This is a genomic window from Kitasatospora sp. NPDC001159, assembly GCF_053598235.1.
Genome location: NZ_JBSFJV010000054.1, coordinates 41511 through 56335, shown reverse-complemented (window position 1 = coordinate 56335; position 14825 = coordinate 41511). Strand labels below are relative to the sequence as shown.

Genomic DNA, 14825 nt, shown 5'->3' with positions numbered 1-14825 from the left:
CGACGAGGGCGAGGGCCTGCATCCAGCCCGCGAGAGTGGATCCCATGTCAGAACTTCTCCGGGAAGATCAGCGCCACGACGAGGTAGCCGACGAGAGCGACGGCCACGACCAGACCAGCGATGTTCTCGGCACTCATGCGCCCACCTCGCTGCGCTCGGCGGGCGCTTCGCGCCACGCGCCCCTGTTGACGGTTCGCTCGCTGCGCTCGTTCACAGCTTCTCCACCCCCCGCGCGATCAGGGCGATGACGGCGAACACGGCGACCGTGACACCGACGTAGATGAGATCGGACATGGGCTCCACCAGCGTGGTTCGGGAGATGCCGCAAGCGGGCCGAAGTCCTCGCGCGGCACCGGCGGACGACCGGCAGATGCAGCAAACCAGCCGTCTAGGGCGCGTTAGGGGCCCCTGACGCCCTCCATACGGGTGAAAGCGGGTCGTTGACGCGACCTTGACGCCCGCTTCACCGGGCCGAGACCGTCGTGATCCGGCCGAGACCGGAGATGCGTCGGGCCCACCAGGGCAGTCGGGTCACATCCGCGTCGCCGGTGGTCCTCCGGTATCTCCAGCAGGGGCATGCCGGGCTGCCACAGCTCCCAGTCCCGGCGCAGCGCCTCGGCGTCGGCCGACTCGTGCACCACCGTCGCCGCGAGCACCTCGTCACCCAGCGACAGGGCCGCCGACAGGCCGTCCCGGGTGAGCCGGGTGATCACCGTCACCGGGACCACCACCAGGCTGCGCTGGCGGGTCACCGCGCCCGGCACCCGGCCGAGCTCCAGGCGTTCGCCGAGCCGCTCCTAGCTGTGTGGATCGCCACGAACAGCACCACCAGCAGCGGCAGGGCGACCACGATGCCCCAGGCGCCCTCGGTGGGCTTGGTCCCGGTCACCACGAGCGTGGCGACGCCGGTCAGCAGGGCGCCGAAGCCGTTCAGCGCGGCCTTCCGCTGCCAACCGCCCGGTCGATCCGGTACCAGTGCCGGACCATGCCGACCTGGCAAAACCGACGCCGTGGCGGGAGGGGCTGTTGGCGGGGGTGGGCGAGCCGTTGTCCCGGCAGGCGCCGGTTGGGAAGACGATCAGCTCAGTCGAAGGACTCCCACCCCCGTCTCCCACTCTGCTGCCTGGATTCCGCTATTGCAAGCAATACGCAATAACTTCCATCCGTCGGCGTCCGGGTGAACAAAACAGCCCCTGATCCGCTTTTCCGCAGATCAGGGGCTGTTTTCTATCCTGTGGCTGGTGCAGGGTTCAAACCTGCGTAGCTTGCGCGACAGATTTACAAGCTGCTGACCAGGCAACTCTTGATCGCAGACCGGATCTGGTCCGCCACTGGTCCGGATGAGCTCACTGGAGCGGCGCCCAACCCCCAGGGCCACCGCATGCACACCCTCCCGCTTTGGTGGGTCTGGCTGCTTCACTATCTCCGTGGCAGACAACTGGGGGGCGGTCACCTCAGCAGCATCCGCACTCGGTGGAGTGGGTTCACAGGGCTGTTCGGAGTACTGAAGAGACGCCAAGAGCGGCTTGCCCAGCAGATGAGCACCCGAGAAGAACGCCGCTCCGCGCATCGCCTTGAACGTCGCGAGGCATACATCCGACTGATGACAGCCATGAAAAAGAACCAATGTGACGATCTGAGTAATCACCGCCCAGAACCTACCGACGCCACGCACCTCGCAAAGAGGGAAGTCCCCGCAGCTAACTCGCTGCGGGGACTTCCCAGTTGCGGACAGGCAGCCTCCACTCCGGTCCGCTGCTGTATGCCGCTGTTTGGCGTAGGCGCTGGCGCACCCCAACGGCTCTACCGGCCGAGTGTCATGTGAGGTCAGAGGTCGACGAAGCCGTCTCCAGCGCGTGTAGCGAGACGTAGCGCTGCCTCTGGGTGAAGGCAGACCCTCTACCCGCCCCCTGGTGCGATAGCGCTGCTGACAGTTGCCGATGCTGGGGATCGCCGGCCCGAGACAGAAGGAAGACCTGATATCGGCCCTCGGCCCATCCTTCGCCACGAGATACCTTGATCACATTGGCAATCTTGCGGTCCCAGCGATCATCAGATGCGCCCAGGCGGTCGGTCTCCTCTGGAGTCCACTCGACATCGTCGCGGCGGTACAAGATCGATGGGATCTCCTTCTTGATCTCGCGATCCGCGTAGAAGGCGATCCGCTTCACGGGGCGGAACGCCCGCCCTGCCTGGCAGACGTATGCACTGCACTGAGTGGAGCTGTAGAGCTGCCAAGCGTCTCGTGCGGCCACCACCACGGTGTCCTCAAGCAGCCTGCCGGGCCGTTCTGCGTAGGTGTCCATGGCCCGCGACTGGCTCTCAAGCCACTTGCCGGCCTCGGGGCTCAAGTAGCTGGCGACCTGGACTATGCGGCGGACCTCGAACGGAATGTCAACGTTGATCAGCGAGTCGTGGTGGGCGAGTCGGTTGCGCAGCTTGCGGATGTGCTCCAAGGCGGCGGCAACGTCTTTGCGTCGGCCCGAGGAGTGCGGGAAGGCACGGTGGAGGCAGTCCCGCCACAGATCTTCATACTTGGGGCCAAGTAGGCCCGACCAGAAGCCGAAGCTCAGGCCAGCGACGATCTGATCCCGAGTCTCCCGCAACGCGCGAGCGCGGCCCTTCGGGCCCTGTTCTTGCGCCCGAAGCCGCGTTCGGACGACTTCCACGGCATCCGTGACATGTTCGCCGCCAGCTGTTTGCAGCATGAACCACGGGATGCCTCGTGCATCCTCACTGAAATAATCCTGCAAGCACCTGTCGAGGCCATTGCGGAGAAGAACCTCTAAGTGTCCTACCAGCTCGAACACCGCTGCGGAGGTCCGAGTGTTCCATGCGTAAAGATCAAGCGCTTCGCGTCGATCACTTGAGAGCCTGTTGTAAGGCGCCAGCCTGGAGTCTGAGATCGCTTCCCAGACAGTCTCGACATCTTCGTCGCCACTCAGCATGAGGGGATGCTACTCTCCAAGAGAACGCCCCAGTGTCGCCTCTGTTTCATGCGCCTGGGGCTACATCTTTTTCTGCGTCGGCCACCTGCCACGCTGGTCTCCCTCACAGCAACGCGTCAGCGATGAGCTGCATCGAGTCCACGATCACCACAGCGCCAGCAGCGGCGAGCTTGGCGTCCTTCCCCGGCTTGTTGGCGAAGCCGATCGTCGTGACACCGGCGGCTTCCCCGGCCTCGACGTCGCGGGCCGCGTCGCCGATGAAGATGCAGTACTCCGGCCAGGTCCCCGCGGCTTGCATCGCTTCGAACAGGAGGCGCGGGTTCGGCTTCATGGACGAGGGGTCGCCAGGGGCGCGCCCGAAGACGCCGGCCACGTAGCCGCTGAGACCGTGCTCGGTGAGGTAGGTCTCGATGGCCGCGCCCGCGTTGTTGCTGACCACGGAGACCAGCCGACCAGAGCGGGCAGAAGCACGCAGAACCGATTCTCCGCCCGGGGTCGGGCGGGCGACCCGGACGGCTTCGGTCTCCAGCGCGGCCAGCGCCGCGTCCGCGCTCTCCGTGAGATCCGGCCGGGCGCCCGAGACCAGCCGGAGTAGGGCGAGCGGGTCGTTCTCCTCTTCCGCCCCAGCCGGGGCCTGCTCGCCTGCGGCGATCAGGCCCTCACGGAGTCGGCGCGCGACCTCCGGAGCGGGGAGGCCGGCAAAGACCGAGCACACCGGGCCGTCGAAGTCGAGGAGAACGTGCTTCACCGGCCGCAACACGTCGGCGAGTTGCTGAGAGGCGGGGTCATGGCTGCCGCTCGTAGGCGATCCTGTTCCACCACGCCGCCGGCCCGGACGCACCATGGCCGCGCCGGCGGCCGTTTCAGCCCCGCCCGCCGCCGCTTCAACCACACGGCCCGCCGCTTCAACCGCATCGGCGACGACCCCCGGCGCGCTGATGCTGGGACTGACGATCCTGGCTGCGGTCGGTCGCACGGTACTCGCGGGGATCGGGACGCCGCGCTGCGGGACCTGGGTTTCATGCACGGCTTCGGGGTTCAGCTACGCGTTCCCGGTCGGTGTGGACGCCGGGATCGTGGCCCTGCTCGCAATGGATCTGCACCTGATCCGCAAGGGCACCCCGTGGCCGATGCTCAGGTTGCTGGCCCACGGTTTCACCACCGCGACGATCTGCTCCAAGGCGAGGCCGCCCCCGACGGACAGCAGCAGCCCGCCCCGCCGCCCGGCCCGTCCTACGACGTGGACAGCATGATGAACCGCCTGGGCCTGCTGATCAGCGAGACCCCGGAGGAGCGGGCTGAGCGCATGCGCGTCGAGCGCGAGGCCTGGTACGCGAGTGAAGCTGCTGCGGGAGCACATCGAGCTGCACGGGACCGCCCCCGACGGCCGCCTGTTCCGCACCTTCCGGAACGGCATGGTGCAGGAGAGCGGGTACGGCGTCGTCTGAGCCGCCGCGCGGGCTGCGGTGTTCAGCGGAGGAGCAGGCGACCCCGCTCGCCAAGCGCCCCTACGACGCCCGGCACGCCGGGATCTCGCTCTGGCTGGCCTCCGGCGTGCCGGTAGCCGAGTGCGCTCGGCGCGCCGGGCATAGCATCGCCGTCCTGCTTCGCGTCTATGCCAAGTGCATCCACGGCGACGAGGACCACGCCAACCGGCTCATCACCGAACGGCTCCAACGGCGGGCCGCACCCCCGCCGGCACCCGAGGACTCCTGATGGCGACCTCAGAGCATCCGCTCGGCCGTCGCCGCCTGTGCTCGCAGCGCGTCAGCCTCCTCGTGCTGCCCCCGGGCAGCCAGGATCCGGGCCCGGTACTCCATCGCGTACCCGTCGCCCAGTTCCTCGGCGCGCAGGAATGCCTGCACGGCGCGCCCCAGGTCGCCGCGTTCCCGGAAGGCCACGCCCAGTGCGGTGATCGGGAACGCCTCGTCCTGCGCGAGGATCACCGGCGCCCAGCGCTCGACACCAGCCGCATCGCCACGGTCGAGCGCCTGCTTGACGAGGCCCAGCATGGCGTCCGGATCGCCGAGCGCCGCGGCTTTCTCCCAGACCACCTGCGCGCGGTTCGCGTCACCGGCCACCGCGTGCAGCATGCCCAGGTTGAAGCCGGCAACCACGTTCCCGGCCTCCCACGCCCGGCCCCACCAGCGCAGCGCGCCGGCCCGGTCACCCTTCAGATGCAGGGTCGTCGCCAGGTGCCCCATCGCCACATCGTCGCCCAGCTCCGCCTCAGCCGTCAGCTCGGCCAGCTCCTCGTCCGGCGGCATCTCAGCGGCTCTGCCAGCTGGCAGCCGTACCGATACCAACTCCTCGTCGGGCTCCGAGCGCCGACGGAACCACCAAGCCATCAGTAACCACCCCCGTGCCACAGCCGCACCGATCCCCCGCATGCGGAAAGCGAACATCCGCCGCCCGGCGATCATGCCAGCCCCGACGCTGAATGATCGGTTCGCCAAGCGTCGCGCTCACTCACCGGTCCTGGTCCGCGCCTGGTCCGGAACTGCTGGTCAGGGCTGAGATTCAGGCGGAACAGGATGAGACAAACCACCCAGAACGCCCACTCGCGAGCCCGAGTGTTCGAGCACAGCAAAACGGCCTCTGATCTGCGTTTCCGCAGATCAGAGGCCGTCTCTCTATCCTGTGGCTGGTGCAGGGTTCGAACCTGCGTAGCTTGCGCGACAGATTTACAGTCTGCTCCCTTTGGCCGCTCGGGCAACCAGCCAGGATTTCGTCTCCCGGGGCGTTGACCCCGTTCGACTTGGTAAACCATACCCGATCCGGGGGGGTGCTCCGCCACTCGATCGGTCACGCAATGATCAAGGAGAGTCCCGCGGCTGTCACGGGCGGCGCGGGGGCGGCGCTGGATAGGCTGGGGCGGCGGGCGTCCAGTGGGGCGGGCCGCGCCAGTGAAGCCAGAGCATCAAGGAGACCAACACCCATGGCCGACTCCAGTTTCGACATCGTCTCGAAGGTCGAGTGGCAGGAGGTCGACAACGCGATCAACCAGACCTCCCGCGAGATCGCCACCCGCTTCGACTTCAAGGGCGTCGGCGGCGAGATCAGCCGCTCCGGCGAGAAGATCGAGATGAAGGCCAACGGCGAGGAGCGCGTTCGGGCCATCCTCGACGTGCTGCAGACGAAGTTCGTCAAGCGCGGCCTGTCGCTGAAGGCTCTGGACGCGGGCGAGCCCCAGCTGTCCGGCAAGGAGTACAAGATCTTCGCGAACGTGAAGGAGGGCATCACCACGGAGGATGCCAAGAAGGTCGCGAAGATCATCCGGGACGAGGGCCCGAAGGGCGTCAAGGCCCAGGTCCAGGGCGACGAGCTGCGCGTCAGCTCCAAGAGCCGCGACGACCTCCAGGCCGTCCAGGCCCTGCTCAAGGGCAAGGACCTGGACTTCGCGATCCAGTTCGTGAACTACCGCTGACGTCCGTCCGGTCGCACCACGGCACGGCCCCGCTCCAGGGCTGGGGAGCGGGGCCGTTCGCATCGGCGGGTGGGGTCAGGGAGCGATGGTGCACCGCCCGCTGGCGCACACCCTCAGGCCGCCACCCAGCCGCCGGTGCTGCGGTGCGCGGCCAGCCCGACCGCGTCGAACTCGTCCACCCGCCCCGCCACGACGCACGCGCCGAGCCGCCGTAGCGCGCGGGAGATCGGGGTGCCCTCGGGGACGGTCTCGAACTCCCCACTGGTGAGCGGTCCGAGGGCCACCCGCCCGTCCTCCCAGACGGCGGCGCGCTGGGTACCGCTGCCGCCGAAATACTCGGCCTCGACGCAGGCGATCGGCCCGGCCTTGGACCAGGCGGCGAGCCGCAGTTCGAAGCCGTCCGAGTGCCAGCCGAACCCGGCCCCGCCGCCGACTTTGGGCACGGCGCCATCGCCCTGCAGCGCCGCCAGCACGGCGGAGGTGACCGGGATCAGGGCCAGCCCCTGGGCCAGCGGCACCACCCGGGCCGCCGGTACCTCTGCAGCCGCCACCGTCAGCAGCTCCAACGTGCCTATCAGCGCCTGGAGTTCATAGGACATGCCGGACATGGTGTCCCACCGCACTGACAGTCCGCCCGGAATTTACGATTCCGTGGCCGCTCGGAGACCGTAGAGCATGGTGAAGAGGGTCACGTCTATCGCATCATCGGACATACTCGGTCCTTCTTCGGCCAGTTCGTCGAAGATTTCGGCCAGTTGGGAGCGCAGACGGGTCAGTCGGTCCGGGTCGAGCCGGAGGGTGGAGTGCGCGAACACGGCGCGCGAAGTGCCCGAGCCGTCCTTCGGGGTGCTGAAGTCCAGTCGGCCGTCGGCCACGTGGGCGCGGAAGTCGGCGCGGACCCGGTCGATCGCGGCCACCATGGCGTCGTACGCCTCGGAGCGCGCCGGGGAGTCGGTGGTGAAAATCTCCGGGGCGAGCCAGATCGAATCCTGGGCGGCCCGGTAGCGGCTCTCCACGATGCCGGAGACCAGCCGGGTGCCGGCCACCAGGATCAGTCCGGCCTTCTCCAACTGCTTGATATGCCGGTAGAGCTTGGTCTGCGGCTCGTCGAGCTCGACGGCGAGCTCCTTGGCGGTCAGCGGCCGCTCCTCGGCGGACTTCAGGGCGCCGAGGATGGCCAGGCGCAGCGGGTCGGCCAGCGCCTTGAGCACCGCGACATCGCCCACCTGGCGCTCCTTGACCCAGGCGGCGGGCTGCTCGTCCCCGTCGGCGGGTTCCAGTTCGTGCTCGACCACGGGCCCAGCCTTCCAGATCGGCCGCGTCGACCGCAATCACGACTCGGTGAGCACTCACTCTTGCGCAATCAATCATGTCTTCGACATCATTCACCCTAACGTGAACGATCGTGGGAAGCGCGAACGATGGGGGCGGGGACATGACGGAGCACACCACGACGAGGGCCGAGCAGGCGGCGGAACCCCGGCGGGCCGACGCACCACCGCCCGTCCCGCTCCGACGCAACCTGCGGTTCCAGGCCCTGTGGGTCGGCCAGTCCTGCGCGACCCTCGGCATGAGGATCGGCGACACCGCCTTCCCGCTGCTGGTCCTCGCACTCACCGGCTCCTCCACCGCCGCCGGGGCCTTCGGCGCCGTACAGATGGCCACCACCCTGGTGCTCGGCGTCCACGGCGGCTCGGTCGCCGACCGGCGGGACCGCCGCCGGGTGCTGATCATCTCCGACACCGCCCGGCTGCTGGCCCTCGCCAGCGTCCCGGTCGCCCTCGCCCTCGGCCGGCTGGCCCTGGTCCACCTGCTGCTGGTCGCCGCCGTAATCGGCGCGACCATCGCCTACACCGGCCCCATCCGGCTGCTGGCGCTGCGTTCGGTGGTCGCACCCGAGCAGCTGCCGCAGGCACTGGCCCAGGACGAGGCCCGGATGAGCGGCGCCGCACTGGCCGGTCCGCCGCTGGCCGGGTTCCTGTTCGGGCTCGGCCGCTCAGTGCCCTTCCTCGGCTCCGCACTCGCCTCGCTGATCGCACTGACCTCCGCATTCGTGGTGCGCTTCCCGAGCCCGGCCGCGCCGGAGAGGAAGGCGGAGGGCGGCGCGCTGGCCGGCTTCCGCCTCCTCGCCGCCTCCCCGCTGCTGCGGCCCGCCCTGGCCGTCCTGCTGGTGATCAACCTGACCGGGGCCGCGCTCGTGCTGCCCGTCATGGTGCTGCTGCGCGAGCACGGCACCAGCAGCGGCGGGATCGGCCTGGCGCTGGCCGGCGAGGCGGTCGGGGCGCTGGCCGGAACGGTCCTGGTCTCCCGGCTGCACCGGCTGGCCGGCCCCGGCGTCCTGCTTCTGGCGGTGGCCTGGACCGCCGTGCCGGTGCCGCTGGCGCCGCTGCTGCCCGGCGGGGCGGTCACCGTCTTCGCCGCACTGTTCGTCTTCGGCGCGGGCGTCCCGGCCCTGCGGGTGATGCTCGACCTGCTGGTGTTCCGGCAGGTGCCGGACCAGCTCCGCGGTCGGGTGATCGCCGCGACCGTGACGCTGCTCACCGCGGGGATGCCCGCCGGGGCCTTCGCCGCCGGCCTGCTGCTGGACCACTTCTCCCCCGCCGTCGCGCTGGCGGCGATCGCCGGCGTGCTCGCCGCCGCCCTGGTGCCCGCGACCGCGAGCCGAACGCTGCGCCGCGCGGTCTGGCCCGCCACCGCCCCGGCTTCCCCGCAGGACTGACAGCAGGGCCGACCTCAGGACTGATCACAGCGCCGACCGCGGCTGACCGGGCATCACCCGCACGGGCGTACGCCGCATGCGGGGCCCCCGGCGACCGGGTCAACTGGCCGGGTACGGCCCACCCCCGGGGCCCCTACCGGCGACCACCCCGCGCAGCCGACCGGGGCCGCACCGGAGGCTCAACCAGGCGCAGTGGAGGAACGGGATGTCCAGCGGCGTCGGCGGGCCGGCCCAGCGGCCCGTGCTGTCCGACGGCCAGGTGATGCAGGCCGAGGCGATCACGCTCTCGGCGTGCTGCCCGGACAAGATCGCCGTCCAGGACCGGATCGACGACCTCGACCTGCGCGGCACCGTGCGCCAGTGACGCTCCGCACGCCACACCGCACGCCAGCAGCCCCTACAGTCCCCCCGCAGCCCTCAGGAGCCCCGCATGACCGACGAACTCGCGGATCGAATAGCCGAGTTGATGCCCCGAGCGCAGACCGACCTGGCCGAGCTGGTGGCCATCCCGTCCGTCGCCGACCCCCGGCAGTACCCGCCGGAGAAGTGCCGGGAGGCAGCCGAGTGGGTCGCCGCCGCCTTCACCGAGGTCGGCCTGCGCGACGTCCACCTGGAGGAGACCCCGGACGGCAGCCACGCGGTGATCGGCCACCGCCCGCCCCCGCCCGGCGCCCCGACCGTGCTGCTCTACTGCCACTACGACGTCCAGCCCCCGCTCGACGACGCCGCCTGGACCTCCCCGCCGTTCCGGCTCACCGAGCGCGACGGCCGCTGGTACGGGCGCGGCGCCGCCGACTGCAAGGGCAACATCGTCATGCACCTCACCGCGCTGCGGGCGCTCGGCGACGACGTTCCGGTCGGCCTCAAGCTGCTGGTCGAGGGCTCCGAGGAGCAGGGCACCGGCGGTCTGGAGGAGTACGTGCCCCCGCACGCCGGGGAGCTGCACGCGGACGCCCTGCTGATCTGCGACACCGGCAACGCCGCGGTCGGCGTCCCCACCGCCACCACCTCGCTGCGCGGGGTCGTCAATGTGGTGGTCACCGTGCAGGCGCTCAGGGGCGACGTGCACTCCGGCATGTTCGGCGGCCCCGCCCCGGACGCCCTGGCCGCGCTGATCCGGATGCTCGACTCGCTGCGCGACGCCGACGGCGGCACCCGGATCAACGGCCTCGACGGCGACGGCACCTGGAGCGGTGTCGGGTACGACGAGACGCGGTTCCGCACCGACGCCGGGGTACTGGACGGCGTCGGACTGACCGGCTCCGGGACCGTCGCCGACCGGCTCTGGGCCCGCCCGGCCGTCACCGTGCTCGGCATCGACTGCCCGCCCGTGGTGGGCTCGGCCGCAGCCGTCCCGGCCACCGCCCGGGCCCGGTTGAGCCTGCGGGTGCCGCCCGGCACCGAGGCCCGCTCCGCCCAGGACGCGCTGGTCGCCCACCTGGAGGCCGCCGCGCCCTGGAGCGTGCGGGTGGAGGTTGAGCGGGAGAGCGCCGGCTCGCCGTTCCGCGCCGACACCGGCGGACCCGCGTACGCCGCGCTGGACAAGGCGATGCGGGAGGTCTACGGCAAGCCGATGTCCCTCCTCGGCCAGGGCGGTTCGATCCCGCTCTGCAACGTCCTCGCCACCGCCTTCCCCGAGGCGGAGATCATCCTGATGGGCGTCGAGGAGCCGCGCTGCCTGATCCACGCGCCGAACGAGAGCGTCGACCCGGGTGAGATCCGGCAGATGGCCCGCGTCGAAGCTCTGTTCCTCCGGCACTTCGCCAACTCTCACTGAACGTGCTGGAGTTGAAGCAAGCCCGTCCGGACCCCGAGGAGGAAGAGCCGTGCCCCGTCCGTTCACCACCGAGGACTACACCGCCCGGATGACCCGGGCCTGCGCCGACGCCACCGCCGCGGGGCTGGCCGGCCTGGTGGTCGCCCCCGGCCCCGACCTGACCTACCTGTGCGGCTACCAGCCCACCGCGATCACCGAGCGGCTGACCGCCCTGGTCCTCACCGCCGGGCGCGGACCCGCCCTGGTCGTCCCCAAGCTGGAGCGCCCGGACGCCGAGAAGGCGCCAGGCGCCCCGGCCGTCGAACTGCTCGACTGGTCCGACGGCGAGTGCCCGTACGCCGCCGCCCACCCGCTGTTCGACCCGGCCGGGCGGTACGGCATCTCCGACAACGCCTGGGCGATGCACCTGCTCGGCTTCCAGGCCGCGCTGCCCGGCGCCGCCTTCACCCCGCTCACCGAGGCCCTGCCGATGCTGCGCGCGGTCAAGGGCGCCGAGGAACTGGAACGCCTGGCCGCGGCCGGCGGCGCCGCGGACGCCGCCTACCGGGGCATCCTGGAGGTCTCCTTCGCCGGTCGCCGGGAGACCGACGTGGCCGCCGACCTCGGCGCGCTGCTCATCCAGTACGGGCACAGCCAGGTCGACTTCACCGTGGTCGGCTCCGGCCCCAACGGCGCCAACCCGCACCACGAGGCCGGGGACCGGGTCATCCGGCCCGGCGACACCGTGGTGCTGGACTTCGGCGGTCTCAAGGGCGGCTACGGGTCGGACACCACCCGCACCGTGCACGTCGGACCGGACGTCCCGGCCGAGGTGCGGAAGGTGCACGACCTGGTCCGGCTCGCCCAGCAGACCGCGTTCGAGGCGGTCCGCCCCGGGGTGAGCTGCCAGGAGATCGACCGGACCGCCCGCCGGGTGATCACCGAGGCCGGCTACGGCGAATACTTCATCCACCGCACCGGCCACGGCATCGGCATCACCACCCACGAGCCGCCGTACCTGGTCGAGGGCGAGGAGCGGCCGCTGGTGCCCGGGATGTGCTTCTCGATCGAGCCCGGGATCTACCTGCCCGGAAGGTTCGGGGTGCGGATCGAGGACATCGTCACCGTCACCGCGACCGGCGGCCGACGCTTCAACAACACTCCGCACGAACTGGGCATCGTGGCCTGAACCGCCCCGCCCCGCCGTCCGGCATTCGGGACTCTGGCCCGGCAACCTTGACCCAACTGTGCGATTTTCTTACGAGCCGGTCATCGTTCACCCAGAGTCCTCCAAGCTTGCGTTGCTAGTTTCAGTGGGCATGACCAAGCTGCTCAGCCCGGCCCCGCCGCCCCCGGCGCGGGCCGGGCGACTGCGACCCGCGACCGCCCGCCCCCGCTGCACCGGACCGGCGAGACTCCGGCTGCTGGCGTGGCCGGTTTACCTGACCTGCCTCGTCTGGTTCCTGAACACCCAGGGCATGGCCTTCGCCAACGACGTGGTCTTCCTCTGGCTGATCGGCGCGCTGCTGACCGCCGCCGTGCACAGCGGGCACGGCCCGCGCGGCTTCCTGCTGGTGCTGCGCGACTGGGTACCGGTGATGGCCGTGGTCTGGGCGTACTCACTGCTGCGCGGCTACGGCGCGCACACCCCGTGGGCCCCGCACTGGCTGCCCCAGCTGCGCGCCGACGAGGTGCTCGGCTTCGGCGAGACCTGGACCGTACGGATCCAGCACGCGCTCTACACCCCCGGCTCGCCGCACTGGTACGACTACGCAGCGACGGTCGTCTACCTCTCGCACTTCCTCGTGGTCTTCATGCTGCTCGCGCTGCTCTGGCGGCGCTCCCACCACCGCTTCCGACAACTGCTGGCCTGCTACTTCACCCTGACCTTCGCCGGCTTCGCGACCTACCTGCTCTACCCGGCCGACCCGCCGTGGCTGGTCGCCCAGCAGGGCAACCTGCCGCCGCTGCACCGGGTGGTCTGGGAGACCATCTCCACCACGGGGCTGCCCCAGGCCGACTCTCTGCTGGAGAACGGCAGCCAGTTCGCCAACGACGTCGCCGCGATGCCCTCGCTGCACTCCGCCTACCCGGCGATGCTGCTGTTCCTCTTCTGGCCGACCGCCCGGCCCTGGCTGCGGGCGCTGCTGGTCGCCTATCCGCTGGCGATGGCGTTCACCCTGGTCTACGGCGCCGAGCACTTCATCGTGGACGTGTTCGCCGGCTGGGCCTACGCGGCCGTGGTGGTCTTCGGGCTGCGGTGGCTGCGTGACCTCCGTACCGCGCGTTCGGCGCCCAGGGCAGACTTGGCCGCGTGCAGTCCGATTCCGTGAAGGCGCCGCCCGTCAAGGCCCGGTCGCCGATGAAGCCCACGCCCGAGCAGCTGCGGGCCGCCCAGGACACCACCATCCCGGACATCACCGGGCCCGGGCTGCGGGTGCTGTTCTGCGGCATCAACCCGGGCCTGTGGTCGGGCGCCACCGGGCACCACTTCGCCCGCCCCGGCAACCGCTTCTGGCCCGCCCTGCACCGCTCCGGCTTCACCGAGCGCCAGTTCCGCCCGGACGAGCAGGGCGAGCTGCCCGCGCTCGGCCTCGGCATCACCAACGTCGCCCCGCGCACCACCGCCAAGGCGGACGAACTCACCTCCGAGGAGCTGCGCGAGGGCGGCGCCGCGCTCACCGAGCGGGTGCTGCGGCTGCGGCCGAAGATCCTGGCAGTGCTCGGCATCGGCGCCTACCGGACGGCCTTCGGGCGGCGGCAGGCCGCGATCGGACGCCAGCCGGAGGGCATCGGCGACACCGAGGTGTGGGTGCTGCCCAACCCGAGCGGGCTCAACGCCCACTACACCCTGGACGCGCTGGCCGCGGAGTTCCGCAAGCTCCGGGAGAGCATCGGCGAGCAAGGGACGGTCTGACAATTCGCGGCGCGCCCGGCCGGAATCGTCAGACCCGCCCTAAGCCGCGGTCAGGCCCTCCGGCAGCGGCAGCGCGCGCAGCTCGCGGATCAGCGCCCGGACGGCGGCCGTACCGGCCAGCTCGGGCGTGGTGACGTACCCGACGAAGCGGCTGGGCGGGTTCGGGCCGAGATCGGTGACGGCCAGCCCGGGCGGGGCGCCGAGCAGCGCCGTCCGGGGCATGACCGCCATACCGAGGCCCTGGGCGACCAACGAGAGGGCCACCGTGTCGTCCTCCGCGTCGACGGTCGCCGGCGGCAGCCAGTCCTGCCGCTGCCACCAGTCCCTGGTGTAGGAGTCGCAGTTCTCCGCCCAGTCCACCAGCGGCAGCCCGCGCGGCGCAGGGTGGTCCTGCGGGTGCGCCAGCGCGTACGACTCCCGGTACAGGCGCACCGCGACCAGGCCGGGGACGGGCGGCGGGCCGCCGGCGTCCAGGGTGGCCAGCCCGAGGTCGGCACGGCCGTCGGCGACCTCCCCGGCGGTGCCCCGGCCGAGCTCCCGGACGATCCGCACCCGCGGGGTCAGCCCGGGGTGGCGGGCGGCGAGCCCAGCCAGGACGGGCGGCAGCAGCTGGGCGGCGGCGCTGCGGAAGGCGGCGATCCGCAGCTCTCCGGTCAGCGGACCGCCGTCCGTGCCCGCGCCGCGCACCTCCGGGCCCATCGCGGCCAGCATCCGCAGGATCCGTCGGGCGTACGCCACCGCCCGCGCGCCGGCCTCGGTGGGTCGGGCGCCATGGCGCCCGCGGTCGAAGAGCACCGTGCCGAGCTTCCGTTCACAGGCGCGCACGGCGTGCGAGACGGCGGACTGGGTGGTGTCCAGGCGCGCGGCGGCCGCCGTGAAGCTCTGCTCCTCCTCGACGGCGACCAGAACGCGCAGCTCGTGCGGGGCGAGATCGGTCATGCGGGCGAATCTACCGACATCGACCGGCATCCATCGACTCCGTTCATGGAAGGCTCCGACCCATCGACGCTGCCCCCTGCCCGGCCGCTCCCCCGCTTCCTACGGTGATCACATCCCGC

The 14825-nt window shown here is 71.0% G+C and carries 17 protein-coding genes and 2 tRNA genes; 8 read left to right on the top strand and 11 right to left on the bottom strand.

The annotated features are described in order from the left end of the window. Positions 1–47: 47 nt before the first annotated feature. The 6 genes from kdpF to ACWC9T_RS25335 all read right to left on the bottom strand — a co-directional run bounded on the left by kdpF (position 48) and on the right by ACWC9T_RS25335 (position 3975). Positions 48–137: a K(+)-transporting ATPase subunit F gene (gene kdpF / locus ACWC9T_RS25360; protein WP_045693083.1), complete on the bottom strand. Its 90-nt coding sequence runs from the start codon at positions 135–137 to the stop codon at positions 48–50. Between the two features lie 261 nt (positions 138–398). Next, the gene (locus tag ACWC9T_RS25355) at positions 399–752 is read right to left on the bottom strand and encodes a hypothetical protein (RefSeq protein WP_449823331.1); all 354 of its coding nucleotides are present in this window, start codon (positions 750–752) and stop codon (positions 399–401) included. After that, positions 749–1000, bottom strand: a complete 252-nt coding sequence (locus ACWC9T_RS25350; protein ID WP_449823330.1) for a hypothetical protein — start codon at positions 998–1000, stop codon at positions 749–751. Before ACWC9T_RS25350 ends, ACWC9T_RS25355 begins: the two co-directional genes overlap by 4 nt. 235 nt (positions 1001–1235) lie before the next feature. After that, positions 1236–1330, bottom strand: a tRNA-Tyr gene (locus tag ACWC9T_RS25345). Positions 1331–1817: 487 nt separating this feature from the next. Next, entirely contained in the window at positions 1818–2948 is a 1131-nt protein-coding gene (locus tag ACWC9T_RS25340; RefSeq protein WP_449823329.1) for a hypothetical protein, read from the bottom strand. A gap of 103 nt (positions 2949–3051) precedes the next feature. Continuing rightward, entirely contained in the window at positions 3052–3975 is a 924-nt protein-coding gene (locus ACWC9T_RS25335; protein ID WP_449823328.1) for an HAD family hydrolase, read from the bottom strand. On the opposite strand from ACWC9T_RS25335, the gene ACWC9T_RS25330 reads away from it, so the two are divergent. Beyond that, on the top strand, positions 3887–4201 hold the full coding sequence (locus ACWC9T_RS25330; protein ID WP_449823327.1) for a DUF2637 domain-containing protein: 315 nt from the start codon (positions 3887–3889) through the stop codon (positions 4199–4201). The genes ACWC9T_RS25335 and ACWC9T_RS25330 overlap by 89 nt on opposite strands. Before the next feature lie 471 nt (positions 4202–4672). On the opposite strand, the gene ACWC9T_RS25325 is transcribed toward ACWC9T_RS25330, so the two are convergent. Continuing rightward, a complete protein-coding gene (locus tag ACWC9T_RS25325; RefSeq protein ID WP_449823326.1) occupies positions 4673–5215 on the bottom strand; it encodes a hypothetical protein in 543 nt (180 codons plus the stop codon). Between the two features lie 374 nt (positions 5216–5589). Beyond that, positions 5590–5670, bottom strand: a tRNA-Tyr gene (locus ACWC9T_RS25320). A gap of 216 nt (positions 5671–5886) precedes the next feature. On the opposite strand from ACWC9T_RS25320, the gene ACWC9T_RS25315 reads away from it, so the two are divergent. Then, positions 5887–6375 (top strand): YajQ family cyclic di-GMP-binding protein, encoded by a 489-nt coding sequence (locus ACWC9T_RS25315; RefSeq protein ID WP_449823325.1) that lies wholly within the window; start codon positions 5887–5889, stop codon positions 6373–6375. Positions 6376–6488: 113 nt separating this feature from the next. Here ACWC9T_RS25315 and ACWC9T_RS25310 read toward each other — a convergent pair whose 3' ends face one another. Next, a complete protein-coding gene (locus ACWC9T_RS25310; protein ID WP_449823324.1) occupies positions 6489–6974 on the bottom strand; it encodes a hypothetical protein in 486 nt (161 codons plus the stop codon). A 42-nt stretch (positions 6975–7016) separates the two neighbouring features. Further along, positions 7017–7670: an ArsR/SmtB family transcription factor gene (locus ACWC9T_RS25305; protein WP_449823323.1), complete on the bottom strand. Its 654-nt coding sequence runs from the start codon at positions 7668–7670 to the stop codon at positions 7017–7019. Between the two features lie 140 nt (positions 7671–7810). Here ACWC9T_RS25305 and ACWC9T_RS25300 point away from each other — a divergent pair, with 140 nt between their 5' ends. The 6 genes from ACWC9T_RS25300 (at position 7811) to mug (ending at position 13767) form a co-directional block, all read left to right on the top strand. After that, complete coding sequence (locus ACWC9T_RS25300; protein WP_449823322.1) at positions 7811–9094, top strand: MFS transporter; 1284 nt, start codon at positions 7811–7813, stop codon at positions 9092–9094. A 205-nt stretch (positions 9095–9299) separates the two neighbouring features. Continuing rightward, complete coding sequence (locus tag ACWC9T_RS25295) at positions 9300–9458, top strand: hypothetical protein (RefSeq protein ID WP_449823321.1); 159 nt, start codon at positions 9300–9302, stop codon at positions 9456–9458. A gap of 66 nt (positions 9459–9524) precedes the next feature. Beyond that, positions 9525–10871 carry a M20/M25/M40 family metallo-hydrolase gene (locus ACWC9T_RS25290; protein ID WP_449823320.1) on the top strand — a complete coding sequence of 449 codons (1347 nt, stop codon included), beginning with the start codon at positions 9525–9527 and terminating at the stop codon, positions 10869–10871. An 88-nt stretch (positions 10872–10959) separates the two neighbouring features. Beyond that, the gene (locus tag ACWC9T_RS25285) at positions 10960–12039 is read left to right on the top strand and encodes an aminopeptidase P family protein (RefSeq protein WP_449823335.1); all 1080 of its coding nucleotides are present in this window, start codon (positions 10960–10962) and stop codon (positions 12037–12039) included. 130 nt (positions 12040–12169) lie between these two features. Further along, entirely contained in the window at positions 12170–13183 is a 1014-nt protein-coding gene (locus ACWC9T_RS25280) for a phosphatase PAP2 family protein (RefSeq protein ID WP_449823319.1), read from the top strand. A 29-nt stretch (positions 13184–13212) separates the two neighbouring features. Beyond that, positions 13213–13767 (top strand): G/U mismatch-specific DNA glycosylase, encoded by a 555-nt coding sequence (gene mug / locus ACWC9T_RS25275; protein WP_449823334.1) that lies wholly within the window; start codon positions 13213–13215, stop codon positions 13765–13767. A 39-nt stretch (positions 13768–13806) separates the two neighbouring features. Here mug and ACWC9T_RS25270 read toward each other — a convergent pair whose 3' ends face one another. Further along, positions 13807–14706, bottom strand: coding sequence for a LysR family transcriptional regulator (locus ACWC9T_RS25270; RefSeq protein ID WP_449823318.1), 900 nt, complete (start codon positions 14704–14706; stop codon positions 13807–13809). Between the last annotated feature and the right edge of the window lie 119 nt (positions 14707–14825).

Coding starts and splice junctions, on each gene's coding strand:
- ACWC9T_RS25285 (WP_449823335.1), top strand. CDS start 10,960: ATGACCCGGGCCTGCGCCGACGCCACCGCCGCGGGGCTGGCCGGCCTG.
- ACWC9T_RS25300 (WP_449823322.1), top strand. CDS start 7,811: ATGACGGAGCACACCACGACGAGGGCCGAGCAGGCGGCGGAACCCCGG.
- ACWC9T_RS25340 (WP_449823329.1), bottom strand. CDS start 2,948: ATGCTGAGTGGCGACGAAGATGTCGAGACTGTCTGGGAAGCGATCTCA.
- ACWC9T_RS25310 (WP_449823324.1), bottom strand. CDS start 6,974: ATGTCCTATGAACTCCAGGCGCTGATAGGCACGTTGGAGCTGCTGACG.
- ACWC9T_RS25295 (WP_449823321.1), top strand. CDS start 9,300: ATGTCCAGCGGCGTCGGCGGGCCGGCCCAGCGGCCCGTGCTGTCCGAC.
- ACWC9T_RS25315 (WP_449823325.1), top strand. CDS start 5,887: ATGGCCGACTCCAGTTTCGACATCGTCTCGAAGGTCGAGTGGCAGGAG.
- ACWC9T_RS25280 (WP_449823319.1), top strand. CDS start 12,170: ATGACCAAGCTGCTCAGCCCGGCCCCGCCGCCCCCGGCGCGGGCCGGG.
- ACWC9T_RS25270 (WP_449823318.1), bottom strand. CDS start 14,706: ATGACCGATCTCGCCCCGCACGAGCTGCGCGTTCTGGTCGCCGTCGAG.
- ACWC9T_RS25325 (WP_449823326.1), bottom strand. CDS start 5,215: ATGCCGCCGGACGAGGAGCTGGCCGAGCTGACGGCTGAGGCGGAGCTG.
- mug (WP_449823334.1), top strand. CDS start 13,213: ATGAAGCCCACGCCCGAGCAGCTGCGGGCCGCCCAGGACACCACCATC.
- ACWC9T_RS25290 (WP_449823320.1), top strand. CDS start 9,525: ATGACCGACGAACTCGCGGATCGAATAGCCGAGTTGATGCCCCGAGCG.
- kdpF (WP_045693083.1), bottom strand. CDS start 137: ATGAGTGCCGAGAACATCGCTGGTCTGGTCGTGGCCGTCGCTCTCGTC.
- ACWC9T_RS25330 (WP_449823327.1), top strand. CDS start 3,887: ATGCTGGGACTGACGATCCTGGCTGCGGTCGGTCGCACGGTACTCGCG.